Here is a 19,841-nt window from a genome sequence, read left to right as displayed (position 1 = left end):
CGGCAACCGTGCGCAGCGCGGTCACCACACCGGGAGATGTTCCGGTCGCCGCCGTATTGGTAGTCGACAGCATCCCGGTGGATACCCGCCATAACTCCAAGATTGACCGCTCCCGGTTGGCCCGCTGGGCCGATCGAGTCCTCACCGGAGGAAAGGTTGGCAAGCCATGAATCGTTTCGCCGTTGCTCTGCCCAATCTCAGCACGCGTCATGTCCTGGTCACCGGAGCCTCGGGACTGCTGGGTTCCGGTGTCGCATCCGCGCTGGTCGCTGCCGGCGCACAGCTAACCACGTTGCAGCGTCGCCGAAGCGGGATCGCCGGCGCTTACGACGTGCTGGGATCGATCACCGACCCGGAACTGGTTGCCCGCGCGGTCCAGGGTGTAGACACCATCATCCACGTAGCCGCCAAGGTTTCTGTTTCGGGTCCGGCCGAAGCGTACCGTAACGTCAACATTCAGGGCACGGGCAACCTGCTAGATGCTGCACACCGGGCGGGAACGGTGAACCGCTGGATTCACATATCCTCTCCCTCGGTCGCTCACGCCGGTCGCTCTCTGGTGGGTACCACCGCCCAACCGGCCGACCCCGACCAGGCACGCGGGCACTACGCCGCAACCAAAGCAGCCGGTGAGCGCCTGGTCCTTGCAGCTGACCGCGAAGACTTCCGTGTGCTGGTGCTTCGCCCCCATCTGATGTGGGGCCCTGGTGATACCCAGCTGACCGAACGCATCACCGATCGCGCCCGCAGCCACCGTATGCCCATCCTGGGTTCCGGTGCCCCACCGATCGACACGCTGTTTATCGACAACGCTATCTCGGCGGTGCTCGCAGCCGTGTCAGCTATCGAAAACCACCACGGTGAAGCCCTGGTCGTCACCAACGGGGAACCCCGTCCGGTCGGTGAACTGATTCGTCAGATTGCCATCGCCGGTGGCGCTGTAGAACCCACCTTGCGATTACCGGCCGGGCTGGCCACCGTCGCTGGAGCCGTGATTGAAAAGATCTGGGACCTCACCGGAGAACATGACGATGAGCCCCCACTGACCCGGTTTCTCGCCGAACAGCTCTCCACCGCCCACTGGTTCGACCAGCGTCGTACCCGTGAGGTTTTGGCCTGGAAACCCGAGATCAGCATTGACCGCGGGCTAGAACTCACCGCCGAGTATTACGGTAACCGCTAGGCATCAATCTGTTCCCGGTTGAGCTCTTGTGCCCCAGAGATAATGAAATCCTTGCGCGGGGCCACATGGGACCCCATCAGTAGCTCAAAGATCTCTTCGGCCGCCTCAAATTCGGAAATATTCACCCGCCGCAGCGTGCGGTAGCGCGGATCCATCGTGGTTTCTGAGAGCTGGTCGGCATCCATCTCGCCCAGACCCTTATACCGCTGAATTGGCTCCTTATACTTCCGGCCATCGGCTTCCAGCGAGCCCAGCAGGTTTTTGAGCTCTTGTTCGGAATAGGTGTACATGACCTCGTTCTCCTTCGAGCCAGAGTTGATAATTTCAACCCGGTGCAACGGTGGAACAGCGGCGTAAATCCGGCCGGCTTCCACCATCGGGCGCATGTAGCGGAAGAATAAGGTCAACAGCAAGGTGCGAATATGAGCCCCGTCCACGTCAGCATCGGTCATCAAAATCACCTTGCCGTAGCGGGCCGCGTTCAAATCAAAGGACCGCCCCGAGCCACCGCCGACCACTTGAATCAGCGCTGAACACTCAGCATTGGAGAGCATATCCCCCACTGAGGCCTTTTGAACATTGAGAATTTTGCCACGAATCGGAAACAGGGCCTGGAACTCCGAGGAACGAGCCATTTTCGCCGTCCCCAGCGCTGAGTCACCCTCAACAATGAACAATTCTGACCCGATGGCGTCATTGGTGCGGCAGTCGGCCAGCTTGGCCGGCATGGTCGAGGTTTCTAGTGCGTTCTTGCGCCGCTGATTTTCTTTATGAGTTCGGGCAGATACGCGAGATTTCATCTCCGCGACGATCTTTTCCAACAGCTGGGTGGTCTGTTGTTTGTCCTGGCGTTTCGTGGACTTCAGAATGGCACCCAGTTGCTCGGTGACCACCTTATTGACGATTTGTTTGGCAGCCGGAGTACCCAGCACCTCTTTGGTTTGACCTTCGAATTGCGGTTCGGCCAGACGCACGGTGAGCACCGCGGTGAGTCCCGCCAGGATATCGTCGCGCTCGATTTTGTCCTGACCGGGCTTCAGTTTCCGGGAATTGGCCTGAATCGCTTTCCGGAACACCTTCGTCATAGCTTGTTCAAAACCGGAGAGGTGAGTACCGCCCTTCGGGGTAGCAATGATATTCACGAAAGTTTTCACCCGAGTGTCGTACCCAATGTCCCAACGCAGAGCGACATCCACATCGCAATCACGGTCCACATCCTGCATTTGGGCATGTCCCTCCTCGTCGAGAACCGGCACGCGTTCGGTAAAGGACCCTGATCCCTGCAACCGCCAAATATCGGTAACCGGATTCAGTGTAGAGAGGTGGTCGACGAATTCCGAGATACCCCCGTCGTATTGGAAGACCTGTTCGTGGGGCCCCTCGGCTCCGGCAGTACCCGGCAACCGACGCAAATCTCGGATCGTAATCCTCAGGCCGGGCACCAGATATGCGGTCTGACGGGCACGGTCTTCAAGTTCTTGGTACTGGAAGGTGGCATCCGGGGTGAAAATCTGTTCATCGGCCCAATAGCGCACCTTCGTACCGGTGTGTCCGCGCTTCGCCTTGCCCACCACGGGGATATCTCCGGCTTCTGTTTTCGGACTAAACGGCGCCTCGGGGCTGGGAACCCGATGATCTTCAAAGGTCCCTGGCTTCCCGCGCTGGAACGACATCTGGTAAGTCGTCTTGCCACCACGAAAAACGTGCACGTCCAGACGAGAGCTCAGCGCGTTAACGACTGACGCGCCCACACCGTGGAGGCCACCGGCGGCGTTATAGGAACCACTACCAAATTTTCCGCCGGCGTGGAGCTTTGTAAACACCACTTCGACACCAGACAAGCCGGTACGGGGCTCGAGGTCGACAGGAATACCGCGTCCGTGGTCTTCAACCTCCACACTGCCATCGGCATCCAACGTGATGGTGATGGACTGCCCGTAGCCGGCCAGAGCTTCGTCCACGGAGTTATCGATGATCTCCCAGAGACAGTGCATCAGCCCCCGGGAATCGGTAGAGCCAATATACATGCCCGGCCGCTTACGAACCGCCTCAAGTCCTTCGAGTACGGAAAGCTGATGGGCATTGTATTCACTGTTTCGAGACACGGAATCCGCTGACCTTTCATCTGCTGAGTGATGGGCGCTTAAGAGCTTGGATTTTCTCTCCTGTTGACACTAGCCGTTTTTTGTCTCGCCGGAAGTATTTTGGCGTTCCAGCACATGTTCTTGGTTCGCCTTTCGCTTAAGCTCTGACAGAAACGCGACCATGTCCGGAAATCAATGCAATCATTGGTCAGGTCCAGCACCCGTTCGATGGCGTTTCGCCCACGGCGTTGTCCACTCAGGGGTGTGCCGGGACTAAAAGGCGAGATGCTTGTGTTGAACTTGTCAAAGACAGCATGTACCTGCGAGGGTGGTACCAACCGCCCAACTTCGCTTGGACCACACAGAGGAGGCCCAATGTCCACAGCAACAACAGTTGAGTCACCGACCTTGACCGGTGCCGATCGTTGCGATCGGTGCGGCGCACAGGCCTACGTTCGGGCAGTTCTCGCCTCCGGTGGCGTGTTGTTGTTCTGCGCTCACCATGCGCGCCAGGTCGAGGACCAGTTGCGTCCTCAAACCAGCACCTGGCACGATGAGACCCAGCGTCTGCACGAAGGTGCCAGTAGCGAATAAGACTCCAACGCACAAACAGCAACAGCGGGGCGGTTCTCCCCAGATCATGAGAACCGCCCCGCTGTTATCTGCTCAGACCTGCTGTCTCAGGCGACGGCAGAGTTCTTACTCGAGATAATCGCGCAGAACCTGCGACCGAGATGGGTGGCGCAATTTCGACATCGTCTTGGATTCAATCTGGCGGATGCGTTCGCGGGTCACGCTGTAGACCCGACCGATCTCGTCCAACGTCTTGGGCTGTCCATCGGTGAGACCAAAGCGCATCGCCACCACGCCAGCTTCTCGCTCAGACAGGGTGTCCAACACCGAGTGCAGTTGTTCTTGCAACAACGTGAAAGACACCGCGTCAGAAGGAACAACTGCTTCGGAGTCCTCAATCAAGTCACCAAACTCAGAGTCTCCATCTTCGCCCAGTGGAGTGTGCAAGGAGATCGGTTCGCGACCGTACTTTTGAACCTCGACCACCTTTTCGGGCGTCATATCGAGCTCGGCGGCCAATTCTTCCGGTGTGGGCTCCCGACCCAGGTCCTGGAGCATCTGGCGCTGTACGCGAGCCAACTTGTTGATGACTTCGACCATGTGCACCGGAATACGAATCGTGCGGGCTTGATCTGCCATCGCGCGAGTGATCGCCTGGCGGATCCACCAGGTGGCGTATGTCGAGAACTTGAAGCCCTTGGTGTAGTCGAACTTCTCGACCGCACGGATCAGACCGAGGTTGCCTTCCTGAATCAGGTCCAGGAACAACATGCCACGACCGGTGTAGCGCTTAGCCAGCGACACCACCAAACGCAGGTTTGCTTCTAGCAGGTGGTTCTTCGCCCGACGTCCATCAGCGATCACCAATTGCATGTCTCGGCGCATGCGCGGGTCATCGTAGGTCTCTTTCTGCATCTTGTGCTCAGCGTAGAGACCTGCCTCGACACGCAACGCAAGGTCTACCTCCTGTTCTGCATTCAACAGCGCGACCTTACCGATTTGCTTCAGATAGTCCTTGACCGGATCGGCGGTGGCACCAGTGACGTTTACGCGCTGAGCCGGGGCATCATCTTCCGCATCAGACACCACGAAGCCGGAGGACGAACTATCATTGTCGTCTTTGCTCGGCGAGACCTTCTGCCCCTTAAACGCATCCACGACTCCCCGGTCGTTCTTGGTCTCCGGCTCTTGGTCTTCAACCAGATCATCGAGATCTACCGGAGTATCGTCTTCACCTTCGACCTCGATATCATCGGCCTCATCCTCGGCGAAGTCATCGGTGTCCTCATCCAATAAGGTATCGTCAACCTCTTCGTCGTCGACCACCGGCTCGGTCTCGGCCTGAGTTGCCTTCTTACCGGAAGCCTTCTTCGCGGTGGTTTTCTTCCCCGCAGTCGACTTCTTGCTCGTCGATTTGGCCGTTGATTTAGCACCAGACTTACCGGTGGACGAAGTACCCGTCGTCTTCTTCTTGGACGAGCTCTTCTTCGTCCGAGTCGTCGAGGCCTTGGCCGTGGAGGCCTTCGTTGTCGAGGCCTTCGTCGTGGTCTTCTTTCGTGTCGAAGACTTCGATGCCGCGCTTTCTGGGTCGACAGCGTCGATCTTTACGGTACTGTCAGTCACTCGATACCTTTCCTACGGGTCAATCCCGTTCAACAGACAGTGGTCTACACACCTATGACCCTGTCAAGTCTGCGTTGCAATGGACAGAATCTCGCTGTTCTTTCGCATCGGAAAGCCAACCGGTTCTGTCCCGCAGAAACAGGGTCCATAGCAGGTGCAACGATCACAGTCGAGGTCTTATTCCCTAAACCGGGCAAAAAGTTCTTCGCTTTTCACCCAGCAGACGTCATCGTCGAACTAGGCACTCATTATTACATGTTTTTCGCTGGTCTTTTGCACCATGACAGCGAACACAGTCCTGCCCAGAAGATGAACATCAGGTACGACCGCTGGAAGACCATGCCCGCTGGGCATCTTTGGCCCAATCACAGACCATTCCACGGTCCAGAGTCTTGCCCAGTAGGTTCAACAGTTCATATCCGTCTCCCCCGGCATGTTGTAGCTGGCGGTGGTAATTGGCTGCAATGCTCCCTCGGCCTCTCACCCACTCGATATAGACAAGGTTAATCCCTAAAACAAGGACTTCCGGACCGTCGTAGATACTCATTGCATACCGTGCACAATCTTCAAACCGCTGGATCCGGGTCCAGTCTGCCACGGTGTCCGAAGCACCGATAAATGCTTGACTGAACTGTGTGCCACTGGTTGCTGTGGGGATCACGTCGAACTCATCGGCATAGCCTTGAGGGATCAGGCCCAGGTGGATGGCTCCCGCCAAGGCAGGCTCAAGACCAAAACAGGCGATATTGAGCACCATGTCACGGTAACGGTCTTCGCCCAGCCCACGGACGAGATCACACCATTCAGTAGATTCCAGCGACTGCGGTAGGGTCTCGCCAGACAGCAGGCGGTCCCACGCCTGAAGGTCCGCGTATAAGGCACGAATTTGCTCGGGCGTGTTTGCCTCAGCGACCTGATGGCGCTGTGTGGGGTCCATTGCTGGCCACGTTTCAAGTTGTTCGGCCAGTCGTTGGGTATTAAACGGCAACACCAAATCGTTCGGGCCTCGGGGTGTGTCAACACCGTCGGCGCGCATTGAGAGGTCTAAGAAACTGTTTTCGGTCGCGTCCAACGTCGCACCCTGGACAGGGCATTCGGCTCCGTGCGCGCAGTCCAGGTGCCATACTCGGTGTGGGCTGAGCACCCAAACTTCTTGAGCCGGTAATTGGTGGTGGCGCAAATGCTCTTGCAGGTTTGCAGCAAAGCGTCGGTATCCAGCTAGCCGGTCGACCGGACCGGGATCGCCCACCGTGTCATCTTCGGATTGCAAGAGCATAAAGCAACCGTCGGCCTTTGGATCGGTGCGCAGGGTTGTCGCCACGCGATCGAAGAATCCGGTGGAAATAGGGAATTCGTCCTCACCGACGGGGTCATCTAGCGCTGGCAGATCGACACGCAGTACGGCGCGGAAGCTGGACCCGCAGGTGCTAATTAACACGCAACTTCGTTGGGGGACGAATCCCAACGTATTCTGCACGAAGGCCAGGACATCTTCTTCAGTTCTGGCGAGAAACTGTCGTGGTCCTTGCGACCGGACTGGTGGTGTTGAGTCGGTGGTTCCAAGGGCTACTGAATGCTGATTATTTTCTGTCATGTACCCAGCATCAGCCCATCATCGGAGACGACACTATCCAGCGAGATGAACTGTGGACGGTTCCAGCGCAGGACCGACATTGTGGAGAACCAGCCCGACTTAGTGCTTGGGGATCTAGCGCCCGTCCGAGTCCTGAGGGTTGTCTCCGTCAGTTTCCGAACCCGACTCCGCGCCATTGGATTCTTCGGCCGACTCGTCCTCGTCGTGTGCAGTTGAGCTCAACCCGAGTCGCTCGGCGTTATGCTGCGACTGGGTATTAAGGAAGTCCTCGGCTTGAGCACCAATCTCTTCGCCGTCGGGAATGTGCTGGTTCGGCGGCAGAAGCAAAGAACGCGGCTGTTCCTGGTCTTCGGTATACCGGTCGAACTGAGCTTCCAGGGCCGCAACCATGTGTGAAATCTGGGGGGAGTTCTCGGTTTGTTGGGCCAGTTGCCGATCAACCTGACGTCCTGCTTCACGCAACTCATCGGTGGGCACCACGATGCCCATCGCCGCTGAAAGGTATTCCAGTCCGGCCACGGCCGCCTGCGGGTAGGTTGCATCGGCCAGATAATGTGGCACGTGCAGGGTGAACCCGGTGACCTTTCGGCCGTTCTCGGTGAGCTTGACCTCGAGTAATTGCGACATACCGGCCAACATCTGGGCCTGAGGAGACCAGGTGGACAGTCCTTCGAGTAATTCCTCCCGGCTACCGTGCGTGGTCACGCCCAAGGGACGAGTGTGTGGAACCGGAAGCGGAATAGCGTCCACTATCGCGACCTGTGACAGGTCCAGTTCGCGCACGATGGACATGACCGCATCGGAGAAACGTTCCCACTGGTAGTCCGGCTCAGGGCCGGACAGTACCAAAAACGGCTGGTCCATTTCATCGGTAAAGACATCCAGTGAGATTTCTGGACGCTGATAGTCGGTGAATTTTTCCCCGTCAAAGGTAATATGGGGGCGTTGAGCCCGGTAATCAATGAGCTGATCAGTATCAAAGGTGATCAGTTGCTCGTGATTGAGCCGGTTGAACAAAAGGTACCGGATCTGTTCGGTAAGGTGCCCGGCATCCAGATGACCACCGAAAAGCAGTAGTAGCTTGGTTCCTCGCAACGGTGAGGGATCGTCCTCGGACCCGGTCATGAGGTCACGACCGGCGGGACTGAACTGGATTAGGTGATGCGGATCCTGCATCCAGAAGCCTCCTCACGTCCTGGAATATCAAGTGTTCTGTCGATTCTATCGATCTTGTGCACTATAACTGTGTTCCCTACCCGATCTATTCCAACCTCCCTTTAATTCCATCCTCCCTTGACCGGGTCAGGCAGCTCTTTACTCGTCTGCGCTCTGAGAGGAACCCTTCACGTTACGCCCCTGTGACGGGCGACAAGATAGCGGTGACTGTCTAGGATTAACTGCGTTGTCATTGTAAAGATGTATGAATCACCGGGAAGTGATGTCGTTGACTGAAATCACCGAACTCATGAGCAAGTTCTGCGCCGAACCGCACCTGCGTTATGCCACCGTTGCACCGGAAGCCGATCTGGTGATCTACGGGGTCGCCGTCGGAGAAGAATCCGGAACATTGGTGGCCTCCGACGCCCCGGAGAGTCTCCATCGCCTGCTGAGTGATTTCCACGTCACCGGTGCTGCCGAGAAGGTTCTGGTCTTCCCCGCTCCAGAAGATGTTGCCGCCCGCAAGATCGCCTTCGTTGGCTTAGGCTCGGCCAAACCAGCCCCGCAGGGCACGCCGGTCCCCGATCAGCGCACACCGGATACTCTGGGACCCGAAAGCTACCGTCGCGCCGCCGGTGCTGCGGTTCGCCACCTGTTGGACCAGCACCCGGTGTCCACCGTGGTGTTTGAGATGGGCGCTGATTCGCCCGAGCTGCTCCAGGCCGTTGCCGAAGGTGCTGCCATTGCAAGCTACCGGTTCACCGCCTTTTCAACGCGTACCAGCAACGACGAGACTCCGCACGATGCGACCGGGCAGCGACAGGATCGCTTGGTCGCTGACGAATTCGTGATCCGCACCGCAGTGGAGGAAGAACAAGCCGAACGTATTGTGACTGAGGCGTCTCAGATCAGTCGTGGTGTGCACACCGTGATGAACCTGGTCAATACTCCAGCCTCGGTGCTCTACCCCGAGTCTTTCGCCGAGTTCGTCACCCAGCTGGTCTCCGATCAGCCACAGATCAGGTGCGAGATCTGGGATGAACAACAACTCCACGCCGAAGGGTGCGGTGGCATTCTGGGTATCGGTCAGGGATCGGCCCACCCGCCCCGGCTAGTCAGGCTCTCCTATCAGCCCGCCACGGACTCGCACGTCCAGCCGACTCACGTTGCCCTGGTGGGCAAAGGCATCACCTTCGACACCGGAGGGATTTCGCTCAAGCCCGCCAATTCTATGCTGACCATGAAAACCGATATGACCGGAGCTGCCACCGTGGCCGCGGTGATCAACACGGTGGCGGCACTGAACCTGCCGATCAAGGTCACCGGCTGGCTGGCCATGGCCGAAAACATGCCCTCCAGCACGGCCGTCAAGCCCTCCGATATCGTGACCATCCGTAACGGAAAGACCGTGGAAATCATGAACACCGACGCCGAAGGTCGCGTCGTGATGGCCGATGCGCTGGTAGCCGCCACCGAAGAAGCCCCCGCTGCTGTAATTGACATTGCCACTCTCACCGGCGCTCAAATGGTGGCCTTGGGGCAACGAACCACCGGCGTCATGGGGCACGACCAGGTCCGCACCCAGCTGGTCGAGGCCGCCCAACGGGCCGGAGAGCTGATCTGGCCGATGCCGATACCAGAGAACCAGCGGGAGTCCTTGGATTCACGCGTGGCTGATATCTCTAATATGGGCTCGAAGTTTGGCGGAATGCTCACCGCCGCGGCGTTCCTTCGAGACTTCGTCGGCGAGACCCCCTGGGCACACCTGGATATCGCCGGCCCCAGTTTCAACGAAGAGGCACCCTTTGGCTACACGCCCAAAGATGCCACCGGAGTCATGTTTCGAACCCTGGTGGAATACCTGCGCCAGAACGCTCAGCAGAGCTAAACATTCGAAGACAGCCCCGAAAACAGCGCTCCAAGATCAGCTGTGACGAGTTTTACACCGCAGTCGTTAATACCGCAGACAATGTGTGGCAACAGCCTGGTTGTCAGCGATAAGCTGGTTATCAAAGGCATCGAGGATCAGTGTGCGGTCCTGCACGGTGCACCGCTGACGAAAAGTCGATATTTGTCGAGCCAAACAGGCTTGACCTAGATGAGGAGAACTCAACGTGACCGAAAACGCCACAGAATTCGACGTCCTAATCCTCGGCGGTGGCTCCGCCGGTTATGGTGCCGCTCTACGAGCAGTGCAGCACGGATTCAGCGTAGGTCTGATCGAAAAAGAGAAACTCGGGGGGACGTGCTTGCACTTTGGTTGCATCCCGACCAAGGCATACCTGCACGCTGCAGAGGTAGCCGATGAAGCACGCGGCGGTTCCAAGATCGGTGTCAACTCCAACCTGGAGTCCATCGACATGTCCAAGGTCCGTGACTACAAGGACAAAATCGTCTCCGGCAAGTTCAAGGGTCTACAGGGCCTGATGAAGATGCGCAAGATCACGGTGATTGAGGGCGAAGGCAAGCTGGTGTCCGAGTCCGAAATTGAGGTCGATGGTACCCGCTACCGGGGCGAGAACATCATCCTGGCATCCGGTTCCTACTCCAAGACCATGGGCCTGCCGATCGGCAACAAGATTATGACCAGCTTCGAGGCCTTACAGCTGGACTATTTGCCCAAGTCAGCGATCGTGCTCGGTGGCGGTGTCATCGGTTCTGAGTTCGCCTCCGCCTGGAATTCCTTCGGCATTGAGGTGACCATCATCGAAGGCCTGGACCACTTGGTCCCCAACGAGGATCCGGCCATCATCAAGGTCCTAGAGCGTGAGTTCAAGTCCAAGGGCATCAAGTCCAACCTGGGGACCTTCTTCGACAAGGTCGAAGAAACTGACAACGGTGTCAAGGTCACCCTGGTGGACGGTAAAGAATTTGAAGCCGAAGTCTGCTTGGTCGCGGTGGGCCGTGGACCCAACACTGAAGGTTTGGGCTATGAAGAGGTCGGTATCCCGATGGACCGTGGCTTCGTGACCCCCAATGAACGTTTGCACACCGGCGTGGGCAACATCTACGCCATCGGTGACATCGTCCCGGGCAAGCAACTGGCCCACCGTGGTTACCAGCAGGGTATTTTCGTGGCCGAAGAAATCGCTGGCAACAACCCGATGGTCGTTCCCGATGAACGGATCCCTGCAGTGACCTTCACCAACCCCGAGATCGTCTCGGTTGGTTTGACCCAGCCCAAGGCTGAAGAGCGCTTCGGTAAAGACAACGTGGAAGTCGCCGAGTACAACCTGGCCGGTAACGGTAAGTCCTCGATCCTGGGTACGAAGGGTTTGATTAAGCTGGTGCGCCAGAAGCACGGCCCGATTGTTGGAGTCTTCGGCGTTGGTGCCCGCATTTCCGAGCAGGTCGGTGAAGCCCAGTTGATCGTCAACTGGGAAGCCTACCCTGAGGATGTGGCTTCGCTGGTGCACGCTCACCCGACGCAGAACGAATCGCTGGGTGAAGCAGCCATGATGCTGTTCGGTCACCCCCTGCACGCCTAATCATCCACCCCACCGGGTGGCTGGCAGGCACCGACCGTCGTCCACCCTTGAACCACCGACAACTACTGATCTGCAGCGAAGACATCAGCACATCATTGGCCCAAGATCAGTGGGAAATTGAGAGAGGAAACGGGACACCATGTCAGAAACCGTGAACCTGCCCGAGCTGGGCGAGTCCGTGACCGAAGGAACGGTAACGCGTTGGCTCAAAGAAATTGGCGACACCGTCGAAGTCGACGAACCCATTGTGGAAGTCTCCACCGATAAGGTCGACACCGAAATTCCCTCCCCAGTGGCCGGAACCCTGGTCGAGATTTTGGTTGACGAGGACGAGACCGTTGAGGTTGGTCAGGCTTTAGCCCAGATTGGCGATGCCGATGAAGCCAGCGGTTCTTCCTCCAACGACGAGGGCGCCGCAGACGAAACTGAAGAGAAACCTGAAGATCAACAGCAGGAAGAGCAACCGGAGGAGTCCGGTGACGACTCCGCTGACCAGCAGGCTCCGGCTGCTTCCTCCGGCGGTTCCGGCGAGGGCGAAGAGGTAACCCTGCCAGAACTCGGCGAATCGGTCACCGAAGGTACCGTGACTCGCTGGCTGAAAGACATCGGCGACACCGTCGAGGTGGACGAAGCTCTGTTGGAGATCTCCACCGATAAGGTCGACACGGAGATCCCCTCCCCAGTCGCCGGTACTCTATTAGAGATCAAGGTCAACGAAGACGATATTGCCGAGGTCGGTGATGTCCTGGCTATCGTGGGCTCCGGCGATGCCACCGAGTCCCCCTCCGAGACGCCGTCAGACGACTCGTCCACCCACGAGACCGCAGACGAACAAGCTGATGAGGAGCCGGCACCGGCCGAGCCACAGGATCAGGGCGAAGCCGAGGCCAAGACCGAAGACACCCAGAGCGCAGAACCCGCTGAACAACCGGCTACACCGGCTTCTGATGCGGAATCCGACACTGCGACTCAGAGTAGCGGTGGCTACGTCACCCCGCTGGTACGTCGTCTGGCCCGTGAGTCCGGTGTGAACCTCAATGATGTGACCGGTACCGGTGTGGGTGGTCGGATCCGTCGTCAAGACGTGCTCACTGCCGCTGAAGCTCAGAAGTACGAAGAGAAGCAGGCTCAGAAGTCTTCCTCGGCAACGACACCATCTCAGGCTCCTGCACAATCCTCTCCTCCGGAGCCGAAGTCCTCGGTCGATCCGTCCAAGCGTGGTTCCACCGAGAAGGCTTCGCGCACCCGCCAGGTGATTGCCCAGCGCATGACGGATTCCCTGCACACCACTGCCCAGCTCACCCAGGTTCACGAGGTCGATTTGACCCGTATCGTCGCCCTGCGCAATGCCGCCAAGGAACAGTTCCAGGCCCAGCACGGTGTCAAGCTGACCTACCTGGCCTTCATTACTCTGGCAACTGCGGAGGCACTGCGTGCTCACCCGGTCATCAACGCCGAGTACAACTCCGAGTCCAAGGAAATCACCTACCACGATTCCGAGGACATCGGCATCGCCGTTGATACCGAAAAGGGTCTGCTGGTGCCGGTTATCAAGGGCGCTGGCAACCTGAACCTCTCCGGCATCGCCTCCCAGATCGCTGAGCTGGCTGAGAAGTCCCGGACCGGCAAGATCTCGCCAGATCTACTCTCAGGTGGTACCTTCTCGATCACCAATTTAGGGTCCTTCGGCGCCCTGTTCGACACCCCGGTGCTCAACGCGCCGCAGTCGGCCATCTTGGGTCCGGGGAACATCGTCAAGCGACCAATGATCGTTCCGGATGCTGAAGGTAACGACAGCATTGCGATCCGCGACATGATGTATCTGTCCTTGACCTACGACCACCAGATCATCGATGGTGCCGACGCAGGTCGTTTCATGACCACGTTGAAGAACCGCCTTGAAAATGCGGAATTCGGCGCTGAGCTTGGTCTGAACTAAAGGAGCTTGACCCCACCATTATGGAAATTGTTCGTCTCATTTTTCTTGCAATTCACTTGCTCGGTTTCGCAGCGGTGGTCGGTGGATGGTTCGCGCATTTCAAGCGACCGACGGTAACCAAGTCGCAGTTCTGGGGCGCCATCGTGATTGTGCTGTCCGGACTAGTACTCTTTGGATTGGCCGAAATGATGGGCGAACCAAACCGCATCAAGCTCACTATCAAGTTGGTGCTGGGCATTACGGTGCTGGTGGTTGCCTGGGTGGGCCAACGCAAGGTCAATAAGGGTGAGCTGGTCCCCACTGGCATTGCCCACGCGACCGGCGGGACCGCGCTCATTACCGCTTTAGTAGCTGTGCTATGGCAGTAATACCCTAAGCAGATCATCCCCAACGTTTCGGGGCCACCGTCAATTCCTGCCAGGAGGATCCTGACGGTGGCCCCGAAGCCTGTGTGCGCCGTTAGTGCTCATGGACCCGGCTTATTTTCCATTCCTGGTCATACTGCAACGTGACCACGAGATCAGCGTGTGACTCTTGTACCGACGCCCTGACCACGCCGTGAGCACCTTCGTCCGTCACCTCCTGTTGCGGCCACCCCCACTGGACGGGAATACGCACTGTCGTATCATCCAGGATCTCAACCTCGCCAGTGCGTTGTCCGCGCATTGAAAAGTCCTCCAAGTTCAATCCCTGCTCCGCCAAGCCCTCAATCATTTCTCGATCGTGAACCGCCACCTCAGATTCCCCGACCGCATAACGATCCACCATGTCCGGATCGGTGGTACGAAACGCCGCTGAGCGTTGTTGCACAATCTGTTCCAACCGCTCATCCAAACGTTCCGGATCCATGTGGTCGGTGACCGAGACAGTGTCCTGTGTGGCCCTGGCTGGTTCTTGAGACTCTGCCGTCAACGACGGCGACCCGCTAATCAGCGCTAAACCAACCGCCATGGCACCCGCTCCAGCGATGAATCGTCGTTGGGCCCGTTGCCGAAGGCCACGACGCGTTTTCGGTAACCTTCTTCGGGCGGGGCGTCGGGGGCGGTTTTTCTTCTCCGACGGTGGTTCCGACAATTTGGTGGGAAGTAAGATCCTCAAGTCTGCAGCCACAATCGAATGCAACTCCAGCGCCCTGGGCTCGCCCCAATGCACGGCAGCTTCCAGACAATGACGCATAGTGGGGCGTTGTGTCGGATCATCGTCCAGACACGCCTCCAGAACATCTACCACGTGTTCATCAATGTTGGGCACCAAGGACGGGAGCGGAGCGCGCACGTATGTTTTGCCCGGCACTCGTCCGGTCAGAAGATACCAGCACAGCGCCGCCCAGCTATACACGTCCGTCGCCGATGTCACGGCTGACGCCTTAGCGTGCTGTTCTGGTGCTGCAAAACCGTGCACCGGTTGGCCCGGTCCTGCATCCGTGAGATAGGGCGCCCCGTTGAGGTCAAAAACCACCTCGGCCGGGCCCAACCCGCCATGACTGAGCCCTTGTCGGTGTAGTTCAGATAAAGCCTGAGCAACCGGGATGACAATGGTCAAACATTGCTCGAGTTCCAGCGGACCCATGGTGTTGACGAGTTTAGCGGCATGAGAACCTCGCATCAGTTGCCAGCATCCCACCTGTGGCGCCGAATCGTCGCGGAGCTCGACGGCGCCAATCAGTGGCACCACGTGCGGATGGCTAAACCGTTGGGCCCGGTCGATAATCTGTGAGTGTCTCTCCTCCCCTACCTGCCCGAGGTCTGGAATTTTTAGCACGGCGGGCGCATCTCGTGAGCTAAATCCCGGGGGACGAAACCGCCAGAGGTTAAAGCGTTCGCCGGTGCAATACAGCTCGCCGACCTCACCCGAGAGCGGCTGTGGAGGCTGAGGTAGTGCGTCGGAGGTGTGCGATGAGGGATAGGTCATCAAATAATCCTGGGCTCGTAACAACGCGGTGTGCGATGCGGGTGTGCGAGGACAAAGGTGACAATGTCTGCCCCTGATTCTGCCGGAATCGCTCCCCTCACGGGGTGAGTTATCCACAGATAACTTTCGGTAGTATAGGTGTCATTATGGCCTCAGATAATTCTTCTCCCACTAAAGATCTCAAGACTGTCAAAGCCGAGCAGAAAGAGCGTCGGCGACAGCAGAGAGCCGAAGCGAAGGCGAACAAGAAGAGCCGCAAAAAGAACCAGGACGGTTTTTTCAAACGTATTGGGCGAGTCTTTAAAGACACCAAAGAATACGATCCCGCCGTGGTGTGGTGGATGCTACTTGGTTTTGCGGTGCCGATTCTGATCGGTGTCATCCTTGCCGGTCTCACCGGCAACTGGGTGACGTGGATCTTGATTGCTATCCCGTTCGGTTTGCTGACCGCCTTGATTATCATGAACCGGCGGGCTGAACGCGCGGCTTTTGCGCGCATCGACGGACGTCCTGGTGCTACGGGCGCGGCTTTGTCAACGTTAGGCCGCGGCTGGGTGGTACCCCAGGAGCCGGTCGCCATGAACGCTAAGTCTCAGGAAGCGGTGTACCGTGCCACCGGGAAAGCTGGTGTGGTCCTGGTGGCTGAGGGCTCGTATAACAAGGCCCGTCAGCTGGCTGAAAAAGAGCGTCGCCACATGAGCCGTTATTTGCCTAATGTCGAGATCCGTATTCTGCAGGTCGGTCATGGAAAGAATGAAGTGTCACTACACCAGCTGAGAAAGACCATCAAACGGATGAAAAAAACCCTCAATAAGCACGAAGTTCGGGCCATTGAGAACCGTCTGGCGTCCTTGCCTAGTAATAAGCTCCCGATTCCTAAGGGTGTGGATCCTTTCAAATCCCGTCCAGATCGTCGGGCGATGCGAGGGCGCTAAAGCCCCGGAGCTCGAGCGTGGATACACTAACTAGGCGGTGATCACGACCGTTTTGGCGAGCAGATCGTGGACTCCACGCTGGTCCTTGTCCATCACGATCGCCGGGATAAACAGGCCCAGGAGTAGCGCACGAATTGCTGCCTGCCATAGTCCCACGGAGGCCCCGCCAACGCGAACCACCTGAATGCGGAATAGGGCTTTGCCGATGGTAGCTCCCAACAGTCCTACCAACAGCCAGTGCATCATCACGAAAAACAGCAGGGGAAGCCAGGGCTGATCACTGCCAACAAGCCAAGCCAATCCTACGGAGATAAACCAGTCGCTAAACAGTGCTCCGACACGGCGTCCCAGCGAGGCAACCGAGCTCGGCCCGGTTCTGGGGAGCCCTAATCGTTCACCGGGGTAGGTATCTTGCTCTCCCGGGGGACCTTCCACCCAGGAAGCAAGATCTTTCCGGGTGATCAACGGGTCCTCGGCGTTGTCTTCGCGACGGTGTTCTGCGGACATAAGACAACTCTATCGGTTCGGTCTTGTCATCCTCAGTGTGTGGCAGGCACGGCTCCGCCTGACCAAGACCCTTTCTCCGTTGCGCTATTGCAGAAATTCCCGACGGCTTTCCCCCGATCAAAGCGCGCTTTCTGTAGGGTTAATGCCATCGCGGAAAGTCTGCATCGCGGAAACTATGACAGGAGTAAGAATGTTCTCCACCTCAGAAGAAATTCTCGCCTATCTCAAAGACGAGGATGTGGCCTTTGTTGATGTGCGGTTCACCGACCTCTTCGGTGGAATGCACCACTTCAACCTGCCGGCCAAGGCTGTCGACAACGACTTTTTTGAAAGTGGCCAGCTCTTCGACGGCTCGTCGATTCCCGGCTTCGCCACCATCGCAGAGTCCGATATGCAACTGATTCCCGATGTGACCACCGCGTTTATCGATCCCTTCCGGGAGCAGAAGACTCTGGCGATGTTCTTCTCTATCATTAATCCCCGCACCGGGGAGCCCTACCACCGGGATCCCCGCGGTGTGGCCACGCGAGCAGAGGATTATTTAGCCTCCACCGGTATCGCCGACACTGCCAGTTTCGCCTCTGAAGCCGAGTTCTACCTGCTGGATGGCGTCCGTTACGAGAATCAGGCACATAAATCGTTCTTCGAAATTGATGCTGAAGAAGCCTGGTGGAACACCGGTCGTGAAGAGCCCGGTGGCAACCTAGGACACAAGACTCCGTCCGGTGGTGGCTACTTCCCGGTCTCCCCGATTGACCAAATCGCCGATGTGCGTGATGAAATCTGCTTACTTTTGGAACAGGTTGGGCTCGAAGTCGAGCGCTCTCATCACGAGGTGGGCTCGCCCGGGCAGGCCGAGATCAATTTCCGCTTCGATTCTTTGTTGCACTCGGCCGATAAGGCTCAGGTGTTCAAGTATGTCGTGAAAAACACCGCCTTGTTGTTCGGCAAAACCGCGACCTTTATGCCCAAGCCGGTCTACGGTGATGGCGGTTCAGGCATGCACTGCCACCAGTCCCTGTGGCAGGACGGAGAACCGCTGTTCTACGACGAAAAGGGCTACGCTTCACTGTCTGATCTGGCCCGCTGGTACATCGGCGGACTGCTGGAGCACTCCTCAGCCATTATGGCCTTCACCAACCCGACGGTGAACTCCTATAAGCGTCTGGTCAAAGGTCACGAAGCACCGATCAACATGCTCTACTCGCAGGGCAATCGCTCGGCAGCTATCCGCATTCCGATTACCGGGACCAACCCCAAAGCCAAGCGACTGGAGTTCCGTGCGCCGGATCCCTCCCAGAACCCCTATCTCGCTTTTGCAGCTCAGCTGATGGCCGGTCTGGACGGAATTCGTAATCGCATCGAGCCACCGGAGCCGGTGGATAAGGACCTCTACGAGTTGCCTCCGGAGGAAGCCGCCGATGTGAAGCAGGCGCCACGCACTCTGGAAGAAGCGATCGACGCTCTGGAAGAGGACCACGAATTCCTCCTGGCCGGTGATGTGTTCAGCGAAGACCTGATCAGCACCTGGATTGACTATAAGCGTGAGTACGAAATCAATGTGTTGCGCGCCTACGTTTCGCCGAAGGAATTCGAGCTCTACTACTCGATCTAGCACCTACGCCATCAAGGACGGCTTCGACCTTCTACCTGGCGACTCAGGTAAGTGCAACGGTGCTGGTGGGGATCACAGTGATCCCCACCAGCACCGTCGGTTAATACCGTGGTGAATCTGACACGCGTCGTAGCACCGCCAAGGAATATTTGTCTCTCGGTTGGAGCTATACGCGACAGAAACACAGATCCTGCTCACTGAAAGAAGGTTTCGAATGCCTGAAGCTGGCGCTTCAACGAACTACCGGGTTTCCATTCTCGACTTAGCCACCGTCCGCCATGGGCAGTCGATTGGTGACGCGGTCGGTGAATCGCTGACTTTGGCCCAGCGGGCCGAAGAACGAGGTTTCCACCGTATTTGGTTCGCTGAGCACCACAACATGCCCTCGATCGCTTCGTCGGCAACCTCCGTGTTGCTATCTCACATCGGCGCCCACACCTGCACGATCCGCTTGGGCTCTGGTGGCGTGATGTTGCCCAACCACGCTCCGTTGCTGATTGCCGAACAGTTCGGGATGTTGCAGGAACTCTACGGCCCCCGCATCGACCTCGGCTTGGGCCGTGCACCAGGAACCGACCAGAAGACCCTGTGGGCACTGCGTCGCGATCCTCAGTCCGCTGACCGGTTCCCCCAAGACGTTGTGGAGCTGCAGGGCTACTTAAGTGGGGACTCCCAGATTCCCGGGGTGGAAGCCTACCCGGGTAAGGACACCAACTTGCCCATCTTCATTCTCGGCTCCTCACATTTCGGCGCGCAGCTAGCTGCCAAACTGGGCCTGCCCTACACCTTCGCATCTCATTTCGCTCCGCAGATGCTGGAATCGGCTGCCAGCTTGTACCGGGAGCACTACGAGCCCTCTGAACAGCACCCGGAGCCCTACTTCATTGCGGCCCTGAACGTCATTGCCGATGAGACCGAAGAGGGCGCCCAGGCCAGCTTGGAGGCCGCTCAGCGCTCCCGGATTCGGTCCTTCCTGGGTCGCGGTAAGAACCTCAGCGACGATGAGGTGTCCTTGCTGATCCACTCTCCGGCCGGCGAACAGGTGTTGAGCATGTTGAAGTACACTGCGGTGGGCACCGCCTCAGTGGTACGCGAGTACATGGATCAGTTTGCCGAACGGGTCTCAGCCGATGAGCTGATCATGACTAATCTGGCCCCGTCGTTGCAGAGTCGCTTGACCACCTTGGACCTGGTCGGCTCCTCGGTCATCAACCGATAAACTCCAGTCACC

The 19,841-nt window shown here is 57.9% G+C and carries 16 protein-coding genes; 10 read left to right on the top strand and 6 right to left on the bottom strand.

The features are described 5' to 3' along the window. Positions 1-8: 8 nt before the first annotated feature. Positions 9-170 (top strand): hypothetical protein, encoded by a 162-nt coding sequence (locus DCC25_RS11850; protein WP_334228382.1) that lies wholly within the window; start codon positions 9-11, stop codon positions 168-170. Beyond that, positions 167-1,183, top strand: coding sequence for an NAD(P)-dependent oxidoreductase (locus tag DCC25_RS02255; protein WP_110100463.1), 1,017 nt, complete (start codon positions 167-169; stop codon positions 1,181-1,183). Before DCC25_RS11850 ends, DCC25_RS02255 begins: the two co-directional genes overlap by 4 nt. Here DCC25_RS02255 and DCC25_RS02250 read toward each other — a convergent pair. Next, the gene (locus DCC25_RS02250) at positions 1,180-3,288 is read right to left on the bottom strand and encodes a type IIA DNA topoisomerase subunit B (RefSeq protein ID WP_110100462.1); all 2,109 of its coding nucleotides are present in this window, start codon (positions 3,286-3,288) and stop codon (positions 1,180-1,182) included. The genes DCC25_RS02255 and DCC25_RS02250 overlap by 4 nt on opposite strands. A 354-nt stretch (positions 3,289-3,642) precedes the next feature. Here DCC25_RS02250 and DCC25_RS02245 point away from each other — a divergent pair, with 354 nt between their 5' ends. Next, positions 3,643-3,861, top strand: coding sequence for a hypothetical protein (locus tag DCC25_RS02245; RefSeq protein ID WP_110099352.1), 219 nt, complete (start codon positions 3,643-3,645; stop codon positions 3,859-3,861). 105 nt (positions 3,862-3,966) lie between these two features. On the opposite strand, the gene DCC25_RS02240 is transcribed toward DCC25_RS02245, so the two are convergent. The 3 genes from DCC25_RS02240 to DCC25_RS02230 all read right to left on the bottom strand — a co-directional run bounded on the left by DCC25_RS02240 (position 3,967) and on the right by DCC25_RS02230 (position 8,233). Then, the gene (locus DCC25_RS02240; protein WP_110099351.1) at positions 3,967-5,463 is read right to left on the bottom strand and encodes an RNA polymerase sigma factor; all 1,497 of its coding nucleotides are present in this window, start codon (positions 5,461-5,463) and stop codon (positions 3,967-3,969) included. Positions 5,464-5,779: 316 nt separating this feature from the next. Further along, positions 5,780-7,057: a DUF4192 family protein gene (locus tag DCC25_RS02235; protein ID WP_110100461.1), complete on the bottom strand. Its 1,278-nt coding sequence runs from the start codon at positions 7,055-7,057 to the stop codon at positions 5,780-5,782. 114 nt (positions 7,058-7,171) lie between these two features. Then, positions 7,172-8,233: a proteasome assembly chaperone family protein gene (locus DCC25_RS02230; RefSeq protein ID WP_110100460.1), complete on the bottom strand. Its 1,062-nt coding sequence runs from the start codon at positions 8,231-8,233 to the stop codon at positions 7,172-7,174. A 244-nt stretch (positions 8,234-8,477) separates the two neighbouring features. Here DCC25_RS02230 and DCC25_RS02225 point away from each other — a divergent pair, with 244 nt between their 5' ends. The 4 genes from DCC25_RS02225 (at position 8,478) to DCC25_RS02210 (ending at position 14,010) form a co-directional block, all read left to right on the top strand. Further along, positions 8,478-10,103 carry a leucyl aminopeptidase gene (locus DCC25_RS02225; RefSeq protein ID WP_233487854.1) on the top strand — a complete coding sequence of 542 codons (1,626 nt, stop codon included), beginning with the start codon at positions 8,478-8,480 and terminating at the stop codon, positions 10,101-10,103. A 226-nt stretch (positions 10,104-10,329) separates the two neighbouring features. Beyond that, positions 10,330-11,703: a dihydrolipoyl dehydrogenase gene (lpdA, locus tag DCC25_RS02220; RefSeq protein WP_110100459.1), complete on the top strand. Its 1,374-nt coding sequence runs from the start codon at positions 10,330-10,332 to the stop codon at positions 11,701-11,703. Positions 11,704-11,842: 139 nt separating this feature from the next. After that, positions 11,843-13,642 (top strand): 2-oxoglutarate dehydrogenase, E2 component, dihydrolipoamide succinyltransferase, encoded by a 1,800-nt coding sequence (gene sucB, locus DCC25_RS02215; protein ID WP_110100458.1) that lies wholly within the window; start codon positions 11,843-11,845, stop codon positions 13,640-13,642. Positions 13,643-13,662: 20 nt separating this feature from the next. After that, positions 13,663-14,010 carry a hypothetical protein gene (locus DCC25_RS02210; protein WP_110099346.1) on the top strand — a complete coding sequence of 116 codons (348 nt, stop codon included), beginning with the start codon at positions 13,663-13,665 and terminating at the stop codon, positions 14,008-14,010. 91 nt (positions 14,011-14,101) lie between these two features. Here DCC25_RS02210 and DCC25_RS02205 read toward each other — a convergent pair whose 3' ends face one another. Next, positions 14,102-15,553, bottom strand: a complete 1,452-nt coding sequence (locus DCC25_RS02205; protein ID WP_110100457.1) for a protein kinase — start codon at positions 15,551-15,553, stop codon at positions 14,102-14,104. A 146-nt stretch (positions 15,554-15,699) separates the two neighbouring features. Here DCC25_RS02205 and DCC25_RS02200 point away from each other — a divergent pair, with 146 nt between their 5' ends. Then, positions 15,700-16,488 carry a DUF4191 domain-containing protein gene (locus DCC25_RS02200; protein WP_110099344.1) on the top strand — a complete coding sequence of 263 codons (789 nt, stop codon included), beginning with the start codon at positions 15,700-15,702 and terminating at the stop codon, positions 16,486-16,488. A gap of 30 nt (positions 16,489-16,518) precedes the next feature. Here DCC25_RS02200 and DCC25_RS02195 read toward each other — a convergent pair whose 3' ends face one another. Beyond that, complete coding sequence (locus tag DCC25_RS02195) at positions 16,519-16,995, bottom strand: RDD family protein (RefSeq protein ID WP_110100456.1); 477 nt, start codon at positions 16,993-16,995, stop codon at positions 16,519-16,521. Between the two features lie 190 nt (positions 16,996-17,185). Here DCC25_RS02195 and glnA point away from each other — a divergent pair, with 190 nt between their 5' ends. Beyond that, the gene (glnA, locus tag DCC25_RS02190) at positions 17,186-18,610 is read left to right on the top strand and encodes a type I glutamate--ammonia ligase (protein WP_110100455.1); all 1,425 of its coding nucleotides are present in this window, start codon (positions 17,186-17,188) and stop codon (positions 18,608-18,610) included. 214 nt (positions 18,611-18,824) lie between these two features. Then, the gene (locus tag DCC25_RS02185; protein WP_110100454.1) at positions 18,825-19,829 is read left to right on the top strand and encodes an LLM class flavin-dependent oxidoreductase; all 1,005 of its coding nucleotides are present in this window, start codon (positions 18,825-18,827) and stop codon (positions 19,827-19,829) included. Positions 19,830-19,841 lie beyond the last annotated feature (12 nt).

It is taken from the genome of Auritidibacter sp. NML120636 (genome assembly GCF_003185945.1).
In the GTDB taxonomy this organism is placed as follows: Bacteria; Actinomycetota; Actinomycetes; order Actinomycetales; family Micrococcaceae; genus Auritidibacter; species Auritidibacter ignavus.
Note: the sequence above shows the minus strand (reverse complement) of the source record. Positions and strands in the feature narration are given on the sequence as shown.

What these genes read in the sequence shown, in the direction of transcription:
- DCC25_RS02235 (WP_110100461.1), bottom strand. Translation starts at nt 7,057, where the DNA reads ATGACAGAAAATAATCAGCATTCAGTAGCCCTTGGAACCACCGACTCA.
- DCC25_RS02255 (WP_110100463.1), top strand. Translation starts at nt 167, where the DNA reads ATGAATCGTTTCGCCGTTGCTCTGCCCAATCTCAGCACGCGTCATGTC.
- glnA (WP_110100455.1), top strand. Translation starts at nt 17,186, where the DNA reads ATGTTCTCCACCTCAGAAGAAATTCTCGCCTATCTCAAAGACGAGGAT.
- DCC25_RS02210 (WP_110099346.1), top strand. Translation starts at nt 13,663, where the DNA reads ATGGAAATTGTTCGTCTCATTTTTCTTGCAATTCACTTGCTCGGTTTC.
- DCC25_RS02185 (WP_110100454.1), top strand. Translation starts at nt 18,825, where the DNA reads ATGCCTGAAGCTGGCGCTTCAACGAACTACCGGGTTTCCATTCTCGAC.
- DCC25_RS02245 (WP_110099352.1), top strand. Translation starts at nt 3,643, where the DNA reads ATGTCCACAGCAACAACAGTTGAGTCACCGACCTTGACCGGTGCCGAT.
- DCC25_RS02205 (WP_110100457.1), bottom strand. Translation starts at nt 15,553, where the DNA reads ATGACCTATCCCTCATCGCACACCTCCGACGCACTACCTCAGCCTCCA.
- DCC25_RS02230 (WP_110100460.1), bottom strand. Translation starts at nt 8,233, where the DNA reads ATGCAGGATCCGCATCACCTAATCCAGTTCAGTCCCGCCGGTCGTGAC.
- DCC25_RS02225 (WP_233487854.1), top strand. Translation starts at nt 8,478, where the DNA reads ATGAATCACCGGGAAGTGATGTCGTTGACTGAAATCACCGAACTCATG.
- DCC25_RS02200 (WP_110099344.1), top strand. Translation starts at nt 15,700, where the DNA reads ATGGCCTCAGATAATTCTTCTCCCACTAAAGATCTCAAGACTGTCAAA.
- DCC25_RS02195 (WP_110100456.1), bottom strand. Translation starts at nt 16,995, where the DNA reads ATGTCCGCAGAACACCGTCGCGAAGACAACGCCGAGGACCCGTTGATC.
- sucB (WP_110100458.1), top strand. Translation starts at nt 11,843, where the DNA reads ATGTCAGAAACCGTGAACCTGCCCGAGCTGGGCGAGTCCGTGACCGAA.